We start from the raw sequence: 16,015 nt of genomic DNA, 5'->3' as shown, positions 1-16,015 counted from the left end.
GTCCGGGTAGGCCATCGTCATGGCGCGTGGAGAGCTCACCGATGAGGAATGGTGCTTGATCGAGCCTCACCTGCCCCTGGGTGAACGAGGCCCGATCCCGGACTTGCGGCAGCAGTTCAATGCGGTGATGTGGCGATGCATCAAGGCCGTCATCCCGGACAAGGCCGACCAGGCGGCCAGCCGCAAGAGACGCGGCTCTCTCGGCGGCCGCCCGATCAACCATGACTCCGAGCTCTACAAGCAGCGCAACCCGGCCGAACGTTGCATCAACCGGGTCAAGGAATGGCGCGGGCCGGCTTTCCGCTTCGATAAGACGCCCGAAAGCTACCTGGCCGGCCCTCATCTACGCGGAGCCGTCTCGTGGCTTCGAAGCCTTCACCCCGCTTAAAGATCCGAACTTCGTACAGGTCCCAGGAGTGCGCCGCGTAACCGGAATGATCACTCTTGAGAGTGAGGGCAGCAGGCGGACGAATCCGGATAATAGGCGGATGTTCGCAGCGGCCCGGGCCAGTAGGACGGTCGACGGGGTACTCACGGTGAGCGTGGTCCTGGCCACGATGGTGCCGCTTCTCCCGCCCGACCCCCATCCATGGTGGATCATCGGGCTGGGGCTGCTGGCGTCGGTACCGGTGGGGTGGCGCAGGCAGGCGCCGATGGCGGTGGCGGTGGTGGTCGGGGCGGCGATGTCGGTGCTGGTGACGTGGGAGAAACCGTTCCTGCCCTTCGGGCCGCTGCTGGCCGTCTACACGATCGCCGACCTGAGCCCCGCCCGGAAGAGGCTGGCGGCGATTCCACTGATCGTGGCGGCCGTGGGTTCCTCATTGGTACTGCCAGGAGAGAGCGAGGAGACCTTCCGGCTGGTGGGGACCGCCTTCGTGGCCGCCTACGCGCTGGGCACCAGCACCAGGGCGAGCCGCTCACGAGCCGCCGAGCTGACCGAGCGGGCGCGGCGACAGCAGCAGGAGCACATCGCGGCGGCGGCCGAGGAACGCACCCGGATCGCGCGCGACATGCATGACATCGTCACCCATTCCGTTGGATTGATGGTGGTCCAGGCCGAAGCCGGGCCAGTGGTGATACGCAGCGACCCCGACAAGGCCGAAACGGTTTTCGACACGATCGCCGACACCGGAAGGGGCGCGCTGACCGAACTCCGAGGGGCGCTCGCCGCCCTGCGAATCCCGGGCGAAAGCAACGGACCGGCATGGGGCCATACCGGCGAGCGCCTGAGCGAGTCACTGTTTCAGCCGCGTCTGGCCAACCTCCCCGCGCTGCTCGACCGCAGCGGTCTCGATGTGGTGAGCACGACCGCCGGCACCCCGCGCCTGACCACAGAAAACATCGAGGCCGCCGTCTACCGCATCGTCCAAGAGGCACTCACCAACGTGCGCAAGCACGCCGGTACGCGTGCCGCACGCCTCACTCTGACCTGGGGACAGAACCTGACAGTGGAAATCGCCGACGACGGGCGAGGACCGGGCGAGGGCGGCGGATACGGGGTGGCCGGGATGCGGGAACGGGCGACGGCATGCGGCGGGACACTCAACGCCGAAGCGGGACGGAACGGAGGATTCATGGTGAGAGCTGAATTTCCGCTTGAATAGCCCGCATGTTACGGGTGCTCATCGCCGACGACCAAGACCTCTTCCGCGCGGGATTCGGGCTGATCCTGGAAGCGCAGCCGGACATGGAAGTGGTCGGTGAAGCCGCCGACGGACAGGAGGCGATCGCCGCGGCCAGGCGACTCCAGCCGGACGTGGTCCTGATGGACGTGCGAATGCCGGGCATGAGCGGCATCGAGGCGACCAAGGAGATCTGCGCCACCACCACCGCCAAAGTACTCGTACTCACCATGTTCGACCTCGACGAGTACGTCTACGACGCGGTCCGGGCAGGAGCGAGCGGTTTCCTGCTGAAGGACATCCGGCGCGACGAACTGGCCCACGCCGTGCGCACCGTCGCCTCGGGTGAGGCCCTGCTGGCCCCGGCGGCGACCAAAAGGCTACTCGACGACCTGGTGCGCAGACCCGCCCACGGCGTCGCCCCCCGCCTGACGACCAGGCTGAACGCACTGACCGAACGCGAGCGCGAGACGCTGAAGCTGGTCGCGCACGGCCTGTCGAACGCGGAGATCGCCGCCGCACTCGTGGTCACCGAACACACGGTCAAGACACACGTCAGCCGCATGCTCGGCAAACTGGACCTGCGAGACCGGGTCCAGGCCGTGGTACTCGCCTACGAATCCGGGCTGGTGGTCGCCGGCGAGAGTGACAACGGAGATCACACCCGCGAGTGACGCGCCGGCCGAGTGCGAGAAAGCACGATCATCGGCATGGCACGCATCCTCCTCACCCTCGCCTCCGCCCTCCTGACGCACTTCGGCACCGGCCTCCACCCCATCTGGTGGCTCACCTGGCTCGCACCACTACCTGTCCTGTTCCTGGCTCGCCAGACGGGCAGAGGCACGGCCTTCACCGCCGGGACACTCGTCTGGCTCGCCGGCCAGGCGCAGATGTTGCCGTACTTCACCGGACCCCTTGAGATGCCGCCCACGCTGGCCGCCGCCCTCATCGCCGGCCCCGCCCTCTGCTACGGCCTGGGCGTGCTGCTCTTCCGCACCCTGCTCGCACGCGGCAGGCCACTCCTGGCGGCCTCAGCCCTACCGGCCGTCTGGGTCACCACCGAGTACGCCATGAACCTCGCCGGACCGCACGGGGCCTGGTGGAGCCTGGCCTACACGCAGGCCGACTTCCTGCCCGTGCTGCAGACCGCCTCGGTCACCGGGGTCTGGGGCATCACCTTCCTCCTGCTGTTCGTACCCGCCTCCATCGCGGTCCTGCGGCCACGCACAGCGGTGATCTCGGGCGCGCTGGTCGCGCTCACGCTCGGCCACGGCCTCCTACGGCTCACGACGCCCGCCGACACCGGAGGACGGAAAGTCGCACTGGTCGCGACGGACAACTCCGAGGACCTCGTCCGCCGGTACGGCGAGGCGGTGGACACCGCGGTGACCCACGGTGCGGAGATCGTGGTGCTGCCCGAGAAGGTTTTCAAGACCACCGACCTGCCGTTCACCCGCCCGGGCGTGGAGGTGATCGTGGGCATCGCCATGGAGACCAACAGCGCGATGAGCTACCCCTCCGGCGTGCGCTACGACAAACACCACATGATCCCCGAGGTGGAGCGCGAATTCCGGCCCGGCACCGACCTGGCCTTCCTCGACGGCAACCGGCTCGGCCTCATCATCTGCAAAGACCTGGACTTCCCCGGCCTGGTCAGGGCCTACGGCAAGGCCGGCGTCGCCGCCCTGCTCGCACCTGCCTGGGACTTCGACGAGGACGCCTGGCTGCACAGCCGCATGGCGGTGGTGCGCGGCGTGGAGAACGGCCTGGCGGTGGCTCGCACCGCACGCGAGGGACGACTGACGGTCAGCGACGCCCTCGGCCGGATCGTGACCGAGCGCCACAGCGACAGAACGGGCATGACCATGGTCACGGCCACCCTGCCTCGGAAGGGCTCGGCCACCCTCTACACCGCCCTGGGGGACTGGGCCGCATGGGCCTCGGCAGGATTGCTGCTGCTCGCACTCGGCGCGCCGGCTCGCACGAAACCCTCCGGCCCGATGAGCGAGGGCCCACTCGACGAGACCACGACAGGCCCGTCGACACCGAGCTCGGCGCGCGGACCGGCGAATCACCCCTCCACCTCTGCGTCCGCCGTCATCGGCACGCCCCCGAAGGGAGAATGAGGCAGACGGGAAGAACCGGCACCCGGACCGGATGCCGCCGAAGGTCACCCGGGGGCGGGGCCGTCGAGCGGCACGTGACGAGTTCGGGCGTCACGGAGAAGCGCACGCCGACATGCGTCCAGCGGCGAGGAAACACCCCGGCCGGGAGGGGCGCCGGCCGGCGCAAGCATGCCATGTCGCCGGAGTCCATCGCGGCGCACAAGAAATGCCGGACCGGCACTCCCGATACCCGACGGGACCTCAACGCCGCGCATGACGGATCCTCAACCGCCCCAATCCCATGGCCCCGGAGATCCGGATCCTCGGCCCGCCGGGGCGGAAACACCGCCGGGGCCGATAGCGCGGGCCCCTCCATCCGGTGCGCAGATCCTCGACGTCGACGATCGCGTCGCGAGGCACCGTGATCCTGGCTCCGCCGGTACCCAGGTACAGCTCGATGTCGACCACCGGATGCTCGATGACCGCCCGGGACAGATCCAGGTGCACCCTCGCGAGCGCGGACTCGACCTTGAGGATCCGAGGTACCCGCCACGCGCCGCGCCGCCGGATCCGTCCGCCGACGGCGGCGATCGTGGACGTGATGCCCGCCTCCTCCGGGAGCGAGGCCAGAGCCGACCCGAGCTCGCCGTGCGTCCCGGCGGTGAGCGCCCGATGGAGGCGCTCGTCCAACTCCTCGTGCGAGATGTGCCCTTCGGCGTACGCCTCCTGCAGACGCCGCACGACCATGTCCCGGTCGTCCTCGCCGATCGGCGACGACCGGCGGTCCGGCCCGTCGGCCCGGGCCCTCACCGGCCCCTGCGCCTGTAGGCACGCAGCGACAACGGGACGAACACCACCAGCAGCACGACCGACCAGAGCAGGACGGCGGCCACCGGATGCGCGAGCGGCCAAGCCGTGTCCCCGAACTCCCCGGACGGCACGCCCGGGTTGCCGAACAGCTCCCGGGAGGCGGCGGTGAGCGCGCTCACCGGGTTCCAGTCGGCCAGGAAACGCAGCCAGCCCGGCATGCCGCCGGTCGGGACGAACGCGTTCGACAGCATCGTGAACGGCAGGAACAGCGGCACCATCGAGTCGGCGACCTGGTCGTTCTTCACCGCCAGACCCACATAGACGCCCACCCAGCTCAGCGCGTACCGCAGCACGATCATCAGCAGGAACGCCTGGACCGTGGGGACCAGGCCGCGATGCGGCTGCCAGCCCACCAGCAGGCCCGCCCCCACCATGATGGCCAGCATCAGCAGGCCGACCAGGGAGTCGGCGCCGGTCTGCCCGAACGGCACCGCCAAGCGCGCCATCGGCATGGAGCGGAACCGGTCCATCACACCGCGGGAGGCGTCGGCGGCCGTCCGCGTCATGACCCCCATCACCGCCGAGAAGGTCACCATCGCGAACAGCCCGGGCATGAGGTACTCGCGGTAGTCGCCGCCGCCCGGTACCTGGATCGCGCTGCCGAAGACGTACCCGAACAACACCACCATGACGGCCGGGAAGACCAGCGCGGCGACGAGTTCGCCCGGATCGTGTCGCAGCCGTCCCAGCTCGCGGCCGACCAGGGTCAGCCCGTCGGTGAACGTCCACCGCAGGCGGCGGCCCAGCGGCGGGGCAAGGTCGGTCATCGGACCAGCTCCTTCCGGTCGGTGAGGCGCAGGAACACCTCATCCAGGGTGGGACGGCGCAGCCGCACGTCGGCCACGGCGACCCCGGCGCGGTCGAGCTCGCGCACGATGCCGGCGAGCCGGAAGCCGCCGCCCGGCAGGGCGACGCTGAGCCGGTCGGCGCCGGTCACCGTGGGATCGGTCCCGGCCAGGGCCTTCAGCGCGGTCACCGCCGGACGCAGGGCGGCGAGGTCTTCGAGAACGACGTCGAGGCGGTCGCCGATCGTGGCCTTCAGCTCGTCGGGCGTGCCCGTGGCGATCACCTGTCCGCGGTCGACGACGGCGATGTCGTCGGCCAGCTGATCGGCCTCCTCCAGGTACTGCGTGGTGAGCAGCACCGTGGTGCCGTCCGCCACCAGCTCGCGGACGTTGTCCCAGATCTCGCCACGGCCGCGCGGGTCCAGACCAGTGGTCGGCTCGTCCAGGAAGAGCACCTCGGGGCGCAGCATGAGGCTGGTGATCAGATCGAGACGGCGCCGCATGCCACCGGAGTAGCCGGTGACCTGCCGATCGGCGGCGTCCATCAGACCGAAGCGTTCGAGCAGCTCGTCGGCCCGCCGGTACGCCTCGCGCCGGGACAGGTGGTAGAGGCGCCCGAACATGCGCAGGTTGCCACGGCCGGTGAGCTTCTCGTCCACGGCGGCGTACTGGCCCGCGAGCCCGATCCTGGCGCGCACCTTGCCGGCCTCGCGGACGACGTCGTACCCCGCGATGCGGGCGTGCCCGGCATCGGGATCGGACAAGGTCGCCAGGATGCGCACCGCGGTCGTCTTCCCCGCGCCGTTGGGCCCCAGCACGCCGCAGACCGTTCCTCTCGGAACGCTCAGGTCCAGCCCCCGCAGCGCCCGGGTGTCGCCGAAGGACTTGTGCAGCCCCTCGGCGAAGACGACCGGATCCGCCATGATTCCTCCACTGGGTACATTGTACGCGGTCAAGGCGGCCAGGCTAAGTTACTGGGTACTATGTACGCAAGTAGGGGGTGCAACAGTGACCGACACCGAATACGTGAACATCTGGATGCGGCCCGAACGCCCCGCCCGCGGGCCGAAGCCGACCTACAGCCGCACCCAGATCACCGAGGCAGCCGTCCGGATCGCCGACACCGAAGGCCTGGAGGCCGCCACCATGCGGCGGATCGCCGCCGAGATCGGCACGGGCGCGATGTCCCTCTACCGCTACGTCCCAAGCCGCGACGACCTCATCGCACTCATGGCCGACCGGCTGATGGGCGAAATCGACCTCGCCGGACTACCCTCCGACGACTGGCGCGCGGACCTGACACGCTACGCCGACGAACTGCGGGCGATGTGGCTGAGACACCCGTGGATCGCCACCGTACAAAGGTCACTCCCCAGCTTCGGCCCCAACCAGCTGCTCCTGATCGAACGGCTGATGGGAGTGCTCGACACCCTCGTCTCCATCGACGAGAACCTCAGCCTCATAGCCATGCTGAACAGCTACATCGAAGGCACCGTCCGCGAGGAGATCAGCTCGGCCAAGGAAGTCCGCCGCAGCGGGCTCAGCGAGTCGGAGTGGATGGCACGGAGCTACCCGTACATCGACCGGCTGGTGAAAAGCGGGGAATACCCGATCTTCACCAAGATCGTGATGGAGGCGCGCCAGCCGCACCTGAGCCGCGACGACCAGTTCCGGTACGGACTGAAGCGCGTCCTCGACTGCATCGCCACGGCCCTCCCGTCAACGTCCGAATCTCCGAGGTCGGCGCACCGGGAGGAGCGGGAAGACCGCGACGGTTAGCGACGGCCGGGCGACGGCCGACGGCCCGCACCGCACCTCACCGCCCAGGACTCCCCCCACCGGACCGGGACCGCCGGACAGGACCCGGACCGCGGCCGCCCGCACCGGCCCCGAGGAGGACTAACCGTGACTGCCCTCCGGAACACTGTCCGCGGACATGCCCCCCTCCCCCGGAGCGCTCGTCAGGTAGACGTGCTGGTGACCGTGGCCGGCGTCGACATTGATCTGGTCGAGTTGTGTCGCCGCGACAGACCACGTCGCGACGGCCGCGGACCGCTGACGGGCCGCCAGATCGAGGAAGGGCTGCCGCAGATCCGCGGGGAGCCCCCGGCCGGACGCGTACGAATCGACCGCGATCGCCATGGCGTCCACCGCACTACGGAATCCCGCACGAGCCACGTTGGTCGCGGTCGTCCCCGAGGGAGTCTCCGCATGCCTGTCGACGGCCCGCCGCAGAACGCTCCGCCACCCGTCGACCTCCGCCGACTCCGCCGACCGCGCGCCGGGCTTCCCATCCCGGGGAAGCACCTCCGCGAGCCCGGACAGCACCCCGTTCAGCTCACCGGCGGTCACCCGCGCCGTGGAGGTCAGCTCACCGATCTGCTGGACGTCCCGCTTCGTCTCCGCCTCCCGCATCTCGGCGACGGCGACCTGGGAGGCGTCGGGGCTACCGAGGAGATAGCCCACCGGCCCGGCTATCGCGACGGCGGCGAGAACGGCCGCGACGTGACGCGCCCGGACGGACGGGCGAACGTCCGGCCGGGACGGGACACGGGGTGGCCTGACCGTTTTCGAGGACATCCAGCGGCTCCTGTCACCTGGCTACCCGGCCGACGCTACCGCTTTCAACGATCTACGTCCACGATCCCGCCGAACCCCGGAGGCCCCCCGTCTTTTGGTGGGCGCCTTCAGTCCGTCATGCTTTTTTTGATCTTGAAACTGCCCGACGCCTTTACAATGTAGATTTATAACGAGGCATCGACCTCGCCGGCCGTTCCCAGTCCGACGCGACAGCGGACACCACCCCCTCGTTTCACAAATGAAAACGATTATCGCTATCATTGGCTCACCCGTCCCCCTCCCAGGAGTGAAGACGCTTGGCCAGAAACGACGTGAGACCGGTGATCAAGCTGCGATCCACCGCGGGCACCGGATACACCTACGTGACCCGCAAGAACCGCCGCAACGACTCCGACCGGCTCAGCCTGCGCAAATACGACCCGGTCGTCCGCCGGCACGTGCTGTTCCGAGAGGACCGCTGACGCGACGAGAGAAGACGTCCACCCCGACCGCCACCCCGTGGCGTTCCGCTCCCAGGAAGGAAACCGCATGTCCGCCCACTGCCAGCTCACCGGCGTCAAACCGGTCTTCGGCAACAACGTCTCCCACTCCCACCGGCGCACCCGCCGCCGCTGGAGTCCCAACATCCAGCCCCGCCGCTACTGGCTGCCCGCCGAGGGCCGCTTCGTACGGCTGACGCTCAGCGCCCGAGCAGTCAAGACCATCGACAAGATCGGCGTCGAGGCCGCCGTGGCCCGCATCCGCGCCCGGGGAGAACGGATCTGATGGCGAAGAAAAGCAAGATCGCGGCCAACGAGCGGCGCAAACTCGTCGTCGTCCGCCACGCGGAGCGCCGGGCAGAGCTCAAGGAGATCATCCGTACCGGCTCCCCCGGCGAGCGAGCCCGGGCCGTCCGCGAGCTGAGCCGCCAACCACGCGACGCCAGCGCCACCCGGGTGCGCAACCGCGACGCCACCGACGGCCGCCCGCGCGGCCACCTGCGCAAATTCGGGCTCTCCCGGATCCGCTTCCGCGAGCTGGCCCACCGCGGCGAACTGCCCGGCGTCACCAAATCCAGCTGGTAAGGAACACCCCGACATGGCCGTCCCCAAACGCAAGACCTCCCGCAGCAACACCCGCCACCGCCGCTCACAGTGGAAGGCCACCGCACCCGACCTCGTCCCGGTCACCATCGGCGCGCACGAGCTGCTGATACCACGCCGGCTTGTCCGCGCCTACCGGCGCGGCCTCCTCACTCCCTGAGAACCACCTTCCGAGAGCCGCCTTCCGGGAACCGCCCCGAAGGCCGGCCCGCACCCCGGAGCCGCCACCGCGAACCCGCGCGGTGAACCCCGTACCACGAGAGGAGCCGTCATGTCCGTCCCCGTCGTCATCGTCGCAGGACTGCATCCCGAACCGCGCTCGGCCCTGGTCGACCGCCTGCTCGCCGAGCATCCCGGATCGGTGGCGATCCACCACGACCTGCGACAGGTGAGCACCGGGCGCGTGGAACGCGTCGTGCGCGACGCGTCGGGGACGCTGGATCTGCACGAGGTGCGGCTCGCGCACGGCTGCGTCACCTGCACCGTGCGCGAGGACCTCGTTCCCGTCCTGCTGTCGCGGGCGGACTCGGCGCCGCTGCTCATCGTGGAGCTGTGGGACTCGGTCGAGCCCAGGACCGTGGCCGAGGCCCTCGCCTGGCACGAGGACACCGTGCACCGCCTGCGCCTGACCGGGGTGCTGACCGCGCTGGACGCGGCACGCGCGACCGAGGACGTCTGCTGTGGCGACACCCTGGCCGCGCACGGCAAACACGCGGCGGCCGGTGACGAGCGCCACCTGGCCGGGGTGCTCACCCGCCAGATCGAGTACGCCACCGCACTCGTCGTGTCCGGCGCGGACGAGGAGGACGTCGAACTGGCCCTGGCCGTGCTCGGCCACCTCGCCCCCACCACCCCGGCCGGTCCCCCTGACCTCGTGTTGCCCGCCGTCACCGGTGCGGGGATCGACGTGGAGATGCTCGGGGCCCGCGTCGACCCGGCGACCGCCCAGCTGCCCTGCGACGCGCGGACCGGGGAGATCTCCACCGTGGTCTGGCACCGGCTGCGCCCCCTGCACCCCCAGCGGCTGTTCGACGCCGTCGACGAGCTGGTCACCGAGACCGTCCGCAGCCGCGGCCGGTTCTGGCTGGCCAACCGGCACGAACGCCTGCTCGCCTGGGACGCCGTGGCGGGTGTCGTCAGCGTCGAGGACGCCGGCCCCTGGCTGGTCACCCTGCCCGAGGCCGCCTGGGAGATGGAGAGCCCCGCCCGCCGCATGGCCGCCACCCTCGACTGGACCCCCCAGCTCGGCGACCGCGTCCAGCACCTCGCCTTCACCGGCCCCGACCTGGACCGCGACCGCATCCTTCGGCTGCTGGACTCCTGCCTGCTCACCGAGGACGAGACCCTGGCCGGCTCCGACGTCTGGGCCGGGTACCCCGACCCGTTCGCCTTCGTCCTCGACCTGAAGGAGACCTCCGTGTGAAACCTCGCCACGCGCACGCCGCCCTCCCCGCGCGAGGTGCCCGCCGGGTACGCGCCGCGGCCCGGTGGGAAAAGGACCGTCAGGCGTCGACTGCGGCCGGGACGCACTCGACGACGGTGTGCCGCGCCGTGATGTCGCGCACGGCGGCGATCCGCAGCCCGGCGGCCGCGGCCAGCGCCCGGTAGTCGTCGACGGTCCGTTCCCGGCCACCGGCCAGGACCAGCATCCGCAGGTTCATCTCCGCGAACATGGCCGGGTCCTCCCCCGAGACGATCGGTGACTCAAGGATCAGCACCCGGCCGCGCCGGCCCGCCGCACCGGCGCAGCGGCGCAGGATGGCGGTCGCCTCGGCGTCGGCCCAGTCGTGCAGCACGCGGTTGAGCACGTACACGTCGGCGCCGCCGGGCAGCTCGTCGAAGAAACTCCGCCCGACCGTCTCGCACCGGTCCGCCAGCCCGCGCCCGGCCAGGCACCGCTGCGCGCGTGACGCGGTGTCCGGCAGGTCGATCAGCACACCGCGCAGGCCCTCGTGGCGCGACAGCAGCTCGGCCAGCAGCGCCCCGGTACCGCCGCCGACGTCGGCCACCCGGGTCAGCGCCGACCAGCCGTAGGCCTCCGCCAGCTCGCCGTACCCGGTGTTGGCCGCCATCGTCGCGTCGAAGGAGGCGCTCAGCTCGGGGTTCGCGTCGAGATAGTGCCAGAACGGTGCGCCGAACACCGCCGGCCAGGCCGGTCGGCCGGTGCGTACCGTGTCCGCCAGGCCGGTGAAGGCCAGGTCCATCCGGCCGCCGAACCCGTCCAGGTCCAGCCACCGCCACATCGCGGAGGGGTGGTCCCGGCGCAGCAGGACGGCCGTCCCGTTCGCCGCGAACGTGCCGGGCCGGGGCTCGACGAACACGTCGTGGCAGACCAGATGGCGCAGCAGCCGGCCCAGCGCGTCCGGGTCCGCGCCGGCCCGGGCGGCCAGGTCGTCGATGTCCGAACCGTCCTCGTCCACCAGATCGGGCAGTCGCAGGGTGACGGCCACCCGGAGCGCCATCGGGGTCACCAGATCCATCAGCGGTGTCAGGGCCCGCCACGCGGTGAGCCCGTCCATCGTGGCGCCGCCGGTCGTCGCGGTCGCCTCGTCGTTGCTCGTCATACGCACCTCCTGTCCATATGGTGCGCGCCGAGGGCGGCCGTGGCTTGGACGAATCGGTGCTCGTTCTTCCCCGCCGCGCGTCTTCGAGACCGCCGGCGGGAGAGGGCCGGTAGACCGCCGAGCTTCTCGCGTCGAGGCCTGCCGCCGAGACGGGCCCACGATTTCAGGATTGGGCTGATCATATTCGATCAAATATTGACACATAGATGTTTCAAAGTATTCACTTTTGATCATCCCCGTTGGGTGCGCGCCATACCGGTTCGTGGCGGGCACCTGCGGAACCACGTAGGAGGGAGACCGCCGTGGTCATGGAGGCCGCGCTCCCGCGGCGGCGACGCCGCGGATCCGCTTCCGGCCGGTCCATGACCCGGGCCACCCCCGCCGGCCTCGCCGGGCCCCGCATCTCCGAACCACCACCCCCCTGAGGAGATTCCATGCAACGAACACGCCATCGGCGACGACTGCTGCACTCCGTCGTCGTCTGCGTCGTCGGCCTCGCCATGCTCGTCGTCGGCGCGCCGCAGGCCGGCGCCGCCCCGGCCCAGCCCTCGCCGTTGACGACGCCGTGGACGGGTCAGGCGTTGAACGGCACGCCGCTGCCGGAGTACCCCCGCCCGCAGATGACCCGGCCGGACTGGCTGAACCTCAACGGAGAGTGGCAGCTGCGGCAGTCGACCACGAACGACGCCCCCGTGTTCGGCCAGACGCTGCCGGAGCGCGTCAACGTGCCGTTCCCGGTGGAGTCCGCCCTGTCGGGCATCAAGCGGCCGGCGAACGACAACCGCTACTACCTGTTCTACCGCCGGACGTTCACCGTGCCGGCCGGCTGGACCGGCCGCCGGGTGCAGCTGCACTTCGGCGCCGTGGACTGGCAGACGACCGTGTGGGTGAACGGCGTACAGGTCGGCGGGCACACCGGCGGCTACGACCGGTTCGAGTTCGACATCACCCCGCAGCTCAACGGCGGGACGAACGAGCTGATCGTGCGGGTCTTCGACCCGTCGGACTCCGGGGCGAGCGGGACCAACCCCGCCCGCGGCAAGCAGGTCCGCAACCCCGGCGGCATCTTCTACACGCCCTCGTCGGGCATCTGGCAGACGGTGTGGCTGGAGCCGACCCCGGCCTCGTCGATCTACAGCGTCGACTTCTACCCCAACCTCGGCAACAACACCCTGCGGGTGCGCGTGTTCACCCGCGGCGACGTGTCGGGACACTCAGTGTACGCCGAGGCGATGAACGGCTCGACCGTCGTCGGCACCGCGACCGGCGGGTTCACCGATTTCAGTGTCCCCGTCCCCAACGCGCGGCGCTGGTCGCCGGACGATCCGTTCCTGTACAACCTGCGGATCTCCCTGCGGAACGGCGCGAACGCGACCGTCGACCAGACGACGCACTACTTCGGGATGCGCGAGGTCGGCAAGGCCGTGGTCAACGGGCGGCTCGCGCTGACGCTCAACGGCCAGTTCGTCATGCAGAACGGCGTGCTGGACCAGGGCTTCTGGCCGGACGGCCTGCACACGGCGCCCACCGACGCCGCGCTGGCGAGCGATCTGCAGAAGACCAAGGACCTCGGCTTCAACATGGTCCGCAAGCACATCAAGGTGGAGCCGCAGCGGTGGTTCTACCACGCCGACCGCCTCGGCCTGCTGGTCTGGCAGGACATGCCGAGCATGGGCGGGGGCAACGCCGCCCACCACACGCAGTGGGAGAGCGAGCTGAGGGAACTCGTCGACGAGCACCGCTCCTCCCCCGCGGTCGTCGCCTACGTCCCGTTCAACGAGGGATGGGGCGAGTGGAACCTCGCCGACACCACCCGGATCATCCAGAACGTCAAGAACCAGGATCCCACCAGGCTCGTCAACGGGCACAGCGGCTACAACTGCTGCGCCTCCAAGGGCGACCCGGGCAACGGCGACATGATGGACTGGCACATCTACGTAGGACCTGACTCGCCGACACCGTCGAGCACCCGGACCGCCGTGCTCGGCGAGTACGGCGGGCTGGGCGTGCGCGTCCCCGGTCACGAGTACAGCCCCAACGGCCAGTTCGGCGCGTACGAGATGCACCCGAACGCGCAGTCGATCACCGACCGGTACGTGAGCCTCGTCAGCCAGTCGGCGAACCTCATGCACACCCGCGGGCTCAGCGCGCTCGTCTACACGCAGCCGTTCGACGTCGAAGGCGAGGTCAACGGCTTCTGGACCTACGACCGGCAGGTGGTGAAGTTCGACGCCGCCCGGGTCCGGGCGGCCAACCTCGGCATCATCGCGGCGTCGAAGCGGCTGAACACCGCCCCGCCCCCGCCCGGCCGGCCGATCAGCGCCCCCGGGAACAAGTGCGTGGACGTGGCCGCCGACGACACCGGCGGCAACGGCTCCGCCGCGCAGCTGTGGGACTGCCAGATCAACGCCGCCGACCAGCACTGGACCAGGGACGGCACGGCGCTGCGCACGCTGAACCGGTGCCTGGACGTGACCGGCAACGCGACGGCGAACGGGTCACCGGTCCAGCTGTGGGACTGCAACGGCGGCGGCGCCCAGCAGTGGGTACCGCAGGACAACGGCGCGCTGCTCAACCCCCAGTCCGGCCGCTGCCTCGACTCACCGAACGGCTCCACGGCCAACGGGGCCAGGCTTCAGCTGTGGGACTGCAACGGCGCCGCGGCGCAGACGTTCCGGCTGGGCGGAGGCTCCAGCGGGGCCACGTTCGTCAACGGCCCCGGCGGCAAGTGCGTGGACGTGGCCGCCGACGACACCGGCGGCAACGGCTCCGCCGTGCAGCTGTGGGACTGCCAGCCCCACGCCGTCGACCAGCACTGGGCGTGGGACGGCACGGCGCTGCGCACGCTGAACCGGTGCCTGGACGTGACCGGCAACGCGACGGCGAACGGGTCACCGGTCCAGCTGTGGGACTGCAACGGCGGCGGCGCCCAGCAGTGGGTACCGCAGGACAACGGCGCGCTGCTCAACCCCCAGTCCGGCCGCTGCCTCGACTCACCGAACGGCTCCACGGCCAACGCCGCGAGGCTGCGGCTGTGGGACTGCAACGGCAGCCCGGCGCAGACGTTCAGAAGGCAGTAGCCCGGCGGGGATGGGGGCGGGAGCCGCGGCTCCCGCCCCCGGTTCACGTGCGGGAGGGCGGCGGGGGCGGAGGGGTGCCGGCGTGGACCGGCCGATCGGCCGGATACCGGGCACCGCGCCTCCGGATGGACCGGATGTCACGGCGATCCCGGGAACCGGAGAAGGCCGGGGTTCCTTCCTGGCGTGATCGCGAAATGTACGTGATCATTGGACCCACCATGCAGCGCCGTGCTCTTGTCCGTACCGTCGCGGGATTGGGCGCCGTCGCCTTCTCCGGCCTCCTGCGGCGTCGCGGACGCCGCGCCGGCGTCGTCCGTGACGACCGAACCCCTCCACCCTGACGCCGCCCCGCCCCCGACCCCCGTCCAAGGAAAGAAGAAAGAGGACACACCCCCCATGGCTCTTGCCGGTGTCTTCCTGCCCATCGCCCTCGCGGTCATCATGTTCGGCCTCGGCCTGGGCCTGACGATCGCCGACTTCCGCCGAGTCGTCGCCTATCCCAAGGCCACCGTGGTCGCGCTCGCCTGCCAGATCCTGGTGCTGCCCGCGATCTGCTTCGGCCTGGTGCTCGCCTTCGGCCTGCCGCCCGCGCTCGCCGTGGGCATGATGCTCCTGGCCGCCTCCCCCGGCGGGACCACGGCCAATCTCTACAGCCACCTGTTCGGCGGCGACGTCGCGCTCAACGTGACGCTCACCGCGATCAACTCGGTGCTGGCCGTCGTCACGCTGCCCCTGGTCACCAACCTGTCGCTGGGCTACTTCGCCGCCGACTCGGCCGCGCTGGGCCTGCAGTTCGACAAGACCGTCCAGGTGGTCGCGATCGTGCTCGTCCCCGTCGCGATCGGCATGGCGATCCGGGCGTGGCGGCCGCGGTTCGCCGACCGGATGAACACGCCCGTGAAGATCGCCTCGGCGGTCATCCTGGTCGTGGTGATCGTCGGTGCCCTGCTGCAGGAGCTGGACAACCTCGGCGGCTACATCCGCTCGGTCGGCGCGATCACACTGGTGTTCAGCGTGCTCAGCCTGGCCATCGGCTACTGGGTGCCGCGCCTGGCCGGGATCGAGCGCGGCCAGGCCGTCGCCTCCTGCATGGAGATCGGCATCCACAACGCCACGCTGTCCATCGCGGTCGCGCTCACGCTGCTGGGTGACACCCAGATGGCCATCCCCGCCGCCACCTACGGCGTGCTGATGTTCTTCACCGCCGCCGCGGCCGGATTCCTCCTCAGGTCCCGTACGGCGAAGCTCGCCCCCGACGCGGCTCTGTGAGAAGGGGTGCCCTTCCGCTCCCCGGGCTCCTCGGGTGACCGCGGGAGGTCGCGGGCAC

At 70.4% G+C, this 16,015-nt stretch carries 16 protein-coding genes and 1 pseudogene; 12 read left to right on the top strand and 5 right to left on the bottom strand.

All coding sequences use genetic code 11. From position 1 onward, the window contains the following. Positions 1-133 precede the first annotated feature (133 nt). The 4 genes and pseudogenes from ACVCAG_RS36330 to ACVCAG_RS36315 form a co-directional block, all read left to right on the top strand. Positions 134-388 (top strand): annotated as a pseudogene (locus tag ACVCAG_RS36330) (hypothetical protein); the annotation flags it as partial. 100 nt (positions 389-488) lie between these two features. Beyond that, a complete protein-coding gene (locus ACVCAG_RS36325; protein ID WP_447191217.1) occupies positions 489-1,604 on the top strand; it encodes a sensor histidine kinase in 1,116 nt (371 codons plus the stop codon). A gap of 5 nt (positions 1,605-1,609) precedes the next feature. Further along, entirely contained in the window at positions 1,610-2,296 is a 687-nt protein-coding gene (locus ACVCAG_RS36320) for a response regulator (RefSeq protein ID WP_440089222.1), read from the top strand. A 36-nt stretch (positions 2,297-2,332) separates the two neighbouring features. After that, positions 2,333-3,748, top strand: a complete 1,416-nt coding sequence (locus ACVCAG_RS36315; protein ID WP_440089221.1) for a nitrilase-related carbon-nitrogen hydrolase — start codon at positions 2,333-2,335, stop codon at positions 3,746-3,748. Positions 3,749-3,988: 240 nt separating this feature from the next. Here the strand turns inward: ACVCAG_RS36315 and ACVCAG_RS36310 are convergent, their stop codons facing one another. The 3 genes from ACVCAG_RS36310 to ACVCAG_RS36300 are packed head-to-tail and all read right to left on the bottom strand — an operon-like array spanning position 3,989 to position 6,305. After that, on the bottom strand, positions 3,989-4,537 hold the full coding sequence (locus ACVCAG_RS36310; protein WP_440089220.1) for a DUF1707 SHOCT-like domain-containing protein: 549 nt from the start codon (positions 4,535-4,537) through the stop codon (positions 3,989-3,991). Beyond that, positions 4,534-5,364 (bottom strand): ABC transporter permease, encoded by an 831-nt coding sequence (locus ACVCAG_RS36305; RefSeq protein WP_440089219.1) that lies wholly within the window; start codon positions 5,362-5,364, stop codon positions 4,534-4,536. Before ACVCAG_RS36305 ends, ACVCAG_RS36310 begins: the two co-directional genes overlap by 4 nt. After that, positions 5,361-6,305 (bottom strand): ATP-binding cassette domain-containing protein, encoded by a 945-nt coding sequence (locus tag ACVCAG_RS36300; protein WP_447191216.1) that lies wholly within the window; start codon positions 6,303-6,305, stop codon positions 5,361-5,363. Before ACVCAG_RS36300 ends, ACVCAG_RS36305 begins: the two co-directional genes overlap by 4 nt. 85 nt (positions 6,306-6,390) lie before the next feature. Here ACVCAG_RS36300 and ACVCAG_RS36295 point away from each other — a divergent pair, with 85 nt between their 5' ends. Then, positions 6,391-7,161: a TetR/AcrR family transcriptional regulator gene (locus ACVCAG_RS36295; RefSeq protein ID WP_447191215.1), complete on the top strand. Its 771-nt coding sequence runs from the start codon at positions 6,391-6,393 to the stop codon at positions 7,159-7,161. A gap of 120 nt (positions 7,162-7,281) precedes the next feature. Here the strand turns inward: ACVCAG_RS36295 and ACVCAG_RS36290 are convergent, their stop codons facing one another. After that, positions 7,282-7,962 carry a hypothetical protein gene (locus ACVCAG_RS36290; protein WP_440089214.1) on the bottom strand — a complete coding sequence of 227 codons (681 nt, stop codon included), beginning with the start codon at positions 7,960-7,962 and terminating at the stop codon, positions 7,282-7,284. A 296-nt stretch (positions 7,963-8,258) separates the two neighbouring features. Here ACVCAG_RS36290 and rpmG point away from each other — a divergent pair, with 296 nt between their 5' ends. The 5 genes from rpmG (at position 8,259) to ACVCAG_RS36265 (ending at position 10,467) form a co-directional block, all read left to right on the top strand. Then, the gene (gene rpmG, locus ACVCAG_RS36285; RefSeq protein ID WP_440089212.1) at positions 8,259-8,423 is read left to right on the top strand and encodes a 50S ribosomal protein L33; all 165 of its coding nucleotides are present in this window, start codon (positions 8,259-8,261) and stop codon (positions 8,421-8,423) included. A gap of 67 nt (positions 8,424-8,490) precedes the next feature. Further along, the gene (gene rpmB / locus ACVCAG_RS36280) at positions 8,491-8,727 is read left to right on the top strand and encodes a 50S ribosomal protein L28 (protein WP_440089211.1); all 237 of its coding nucleotides are present in this window, start codon (positions 8,491-8,493) and stop codon (positions 8,725-8,727) included. Then, positions 8,727-9,026 (top strand): 30S ribosomal protein S14, encoded by a 300-nt coding sequence (gene rpsN / locus ACVCAG_RS36275; protein WP_440089209.1) that lies wholly within the window; start codon positions 8,727-8,729, stop codon positions 9,024-9,026. Before rpmB ends, rpsN begins: the two co-directional genes overlap by 1 nt. A gap of 13 nt (positions 9,027-9,039) precedes the next feature. Then, positions 9,040-9,204, top strand: a complete 165-nt coding sequence (gene rpmF / locus ACVCAG_RS36270) for a 50S ribosomal protein L32 (protein WP_440089207.1) — start codon at positions 9,040-9,042, stop codon at positions 9,202-9,204. A gap of 111 nt (positions 9,205-9,315) precedes the next feature. Then, positions 9,316-10,467, top strand: coding sequence for a GTP-binding protein (locus ACVCAG_RS36265; RefSeq protein WP_440089206.1), 1,152 nt, complete (start codon positions 9,316-9,318; stop codon positions 10,465-10,467). Between the two features lie 79 nt (positions 10,468-10,546). Here the strand turns inward: ACVCAG_RS36265 and ACVCAG_RS36260 are convergent, their stop codons facing one another. Further along, entirely contained in the window at positions 10,547-11,608 is a 1,062-nt protein-coding gene (locus ACVCAG_RS36260) for a methyltransferase (RefSeq protein ID WP_440089204.1), read from the bottom strand. Positions 11,609-12,042: 434 nt separating this feature from the next. Here ACVCAG_RS36260 and ACVCAG_RS36255 point away from each other — a divergent pair, with 434 nt between their 5' ends. Together ACVCAG_RS36255 and ACVCAG_RS36250 are read left to right on the top strand one after the other, a co-directional pair. Continuing rightward, complete coding sequence (locus tag ACVCAG_RS36255; RefSeq protein WP_440089202.1) at positions 12,043-14,688, top strand: ricin-type beta-trefoil lectin domain protein; 2,646 nt, start codon at positions 12,043-12,045, stop codon at positions 14,686-14,688. Between the two features lie 396 nt (positions 14,689-15,084). Then, positions 15,085-15,957 (top strand): bile acid:sodium symporter, encoded by an 873-nt coding sequence (locus ACVCAG_RS36250; protein WP_440089201.1) that lies wholly within the window; start codon positions 15,085-15,087, stop codon positions 15,955-15,957. Positions 15,958-16,015: the final 58 nt, after the last annotated feature.

This window comes from Streptosporangium sp. G12 (genome assembly GCF_052983175.1).
This window is presented reverse-complemented; position numbering and strand designations above follow the sequence as displayed.

Excerpts from the sequence above, each read along its gene's own strand:
- ACVCAG_RS36325 (WP_447191217.1), top strand. The coding sequence starts at position 489 with ATGTTCGCAGCGGCCCGGGCCAGTAGGACGGTCGACGGGGTACTCACG.
- ACVCAG_RS36265 (WP_440089206.1), top strand. The coding sequence starts at position 9,316 with ATGTCCGTCCCCGTCGTCATCGTCGCAGGACTGCATCCCGAACCGCGC.
- rpmF (WP_440089207.1), top strand. The coding sequence starts at position 9,040 with ATGGCCGTCCCCAAACGCAAGACCTCCCGCAGCAACACCCGCCACCGC.
- rpsN (WP_440089209.1), top strand. The coding sequence starts at position 8,727 with ATGGCGAAGAAAAGCAAGATCGCGGCCAACGAGCGGCGCAAACTCGTC.
- ACVCAG_RS36255 (WP_440089202.1), top strand. The coding sequence starts at position 12,043 with ATGCAACGAACACGCCATCGGCGACGACTGCTGCACTCCGTCGTCGTC.
- ACVCAG_RS36290 (WP_440089214.1), bottom strand. The coding sequence starts at position 7,962 with ATGTCCTCGAAAACGGTCAGGCCACCCCGTGTCCCGTCCCGGCCGGAC.
- ACVCAG_RS36315 (WP_440089221.1), top strand. The coding sequence starts at position 2,333 with ATGGCACGCATCCTCCTCACCCTCGCCTCCGCCCTCCTGACGCACTTC.
- ACVCAG_RS36300 (WP_447191216.1), bottom strand. The coding sequence starts at position 6,305 with ATGGCGGATCCGGTCGTCTTCGCCGAGGGGCTGCACAAGTCCTTCGGC.
- ACVCAG_RS36260 (WP_440089204.1), bottom strand. The coding sequence starts at position 11,608 with ATGACGAGCAACGACGAGGCGACCGCGACGACCGGCGGCGCCACGATG.
- rpmB (WP_440089211.1), top strand. The coding sequence starts at position 8,491 with ATGTCCGCCCACTGCCAGCTCACCGGCGTCAAACCGGTCTTCGGCAAC.
- ACVCAG_RS36305 (WP_440089219.1), bottom strand. The coding sequence starts at position 5,364 with ATGACCGACCTTGCCCCGCCGCTGGGCCGCCGCCTGCGGTGGACGTTC.
- ACVCAG_RS36320 (WP_440089222.1), top strand. The coding sequence starts at position 1,610 with ATGTTACGGGTGCTCATCGCCGACGACCAAGACCTCTTCCGCGCGGGA.
- ACVCAG_RS36250 (WP_440089201.1), top strand. The coding sequence starts at position 15,085 with ATGGCTCTTGCCGGTGTCTTCCTGCCCATCGCCCTCGCGGTCATCATG.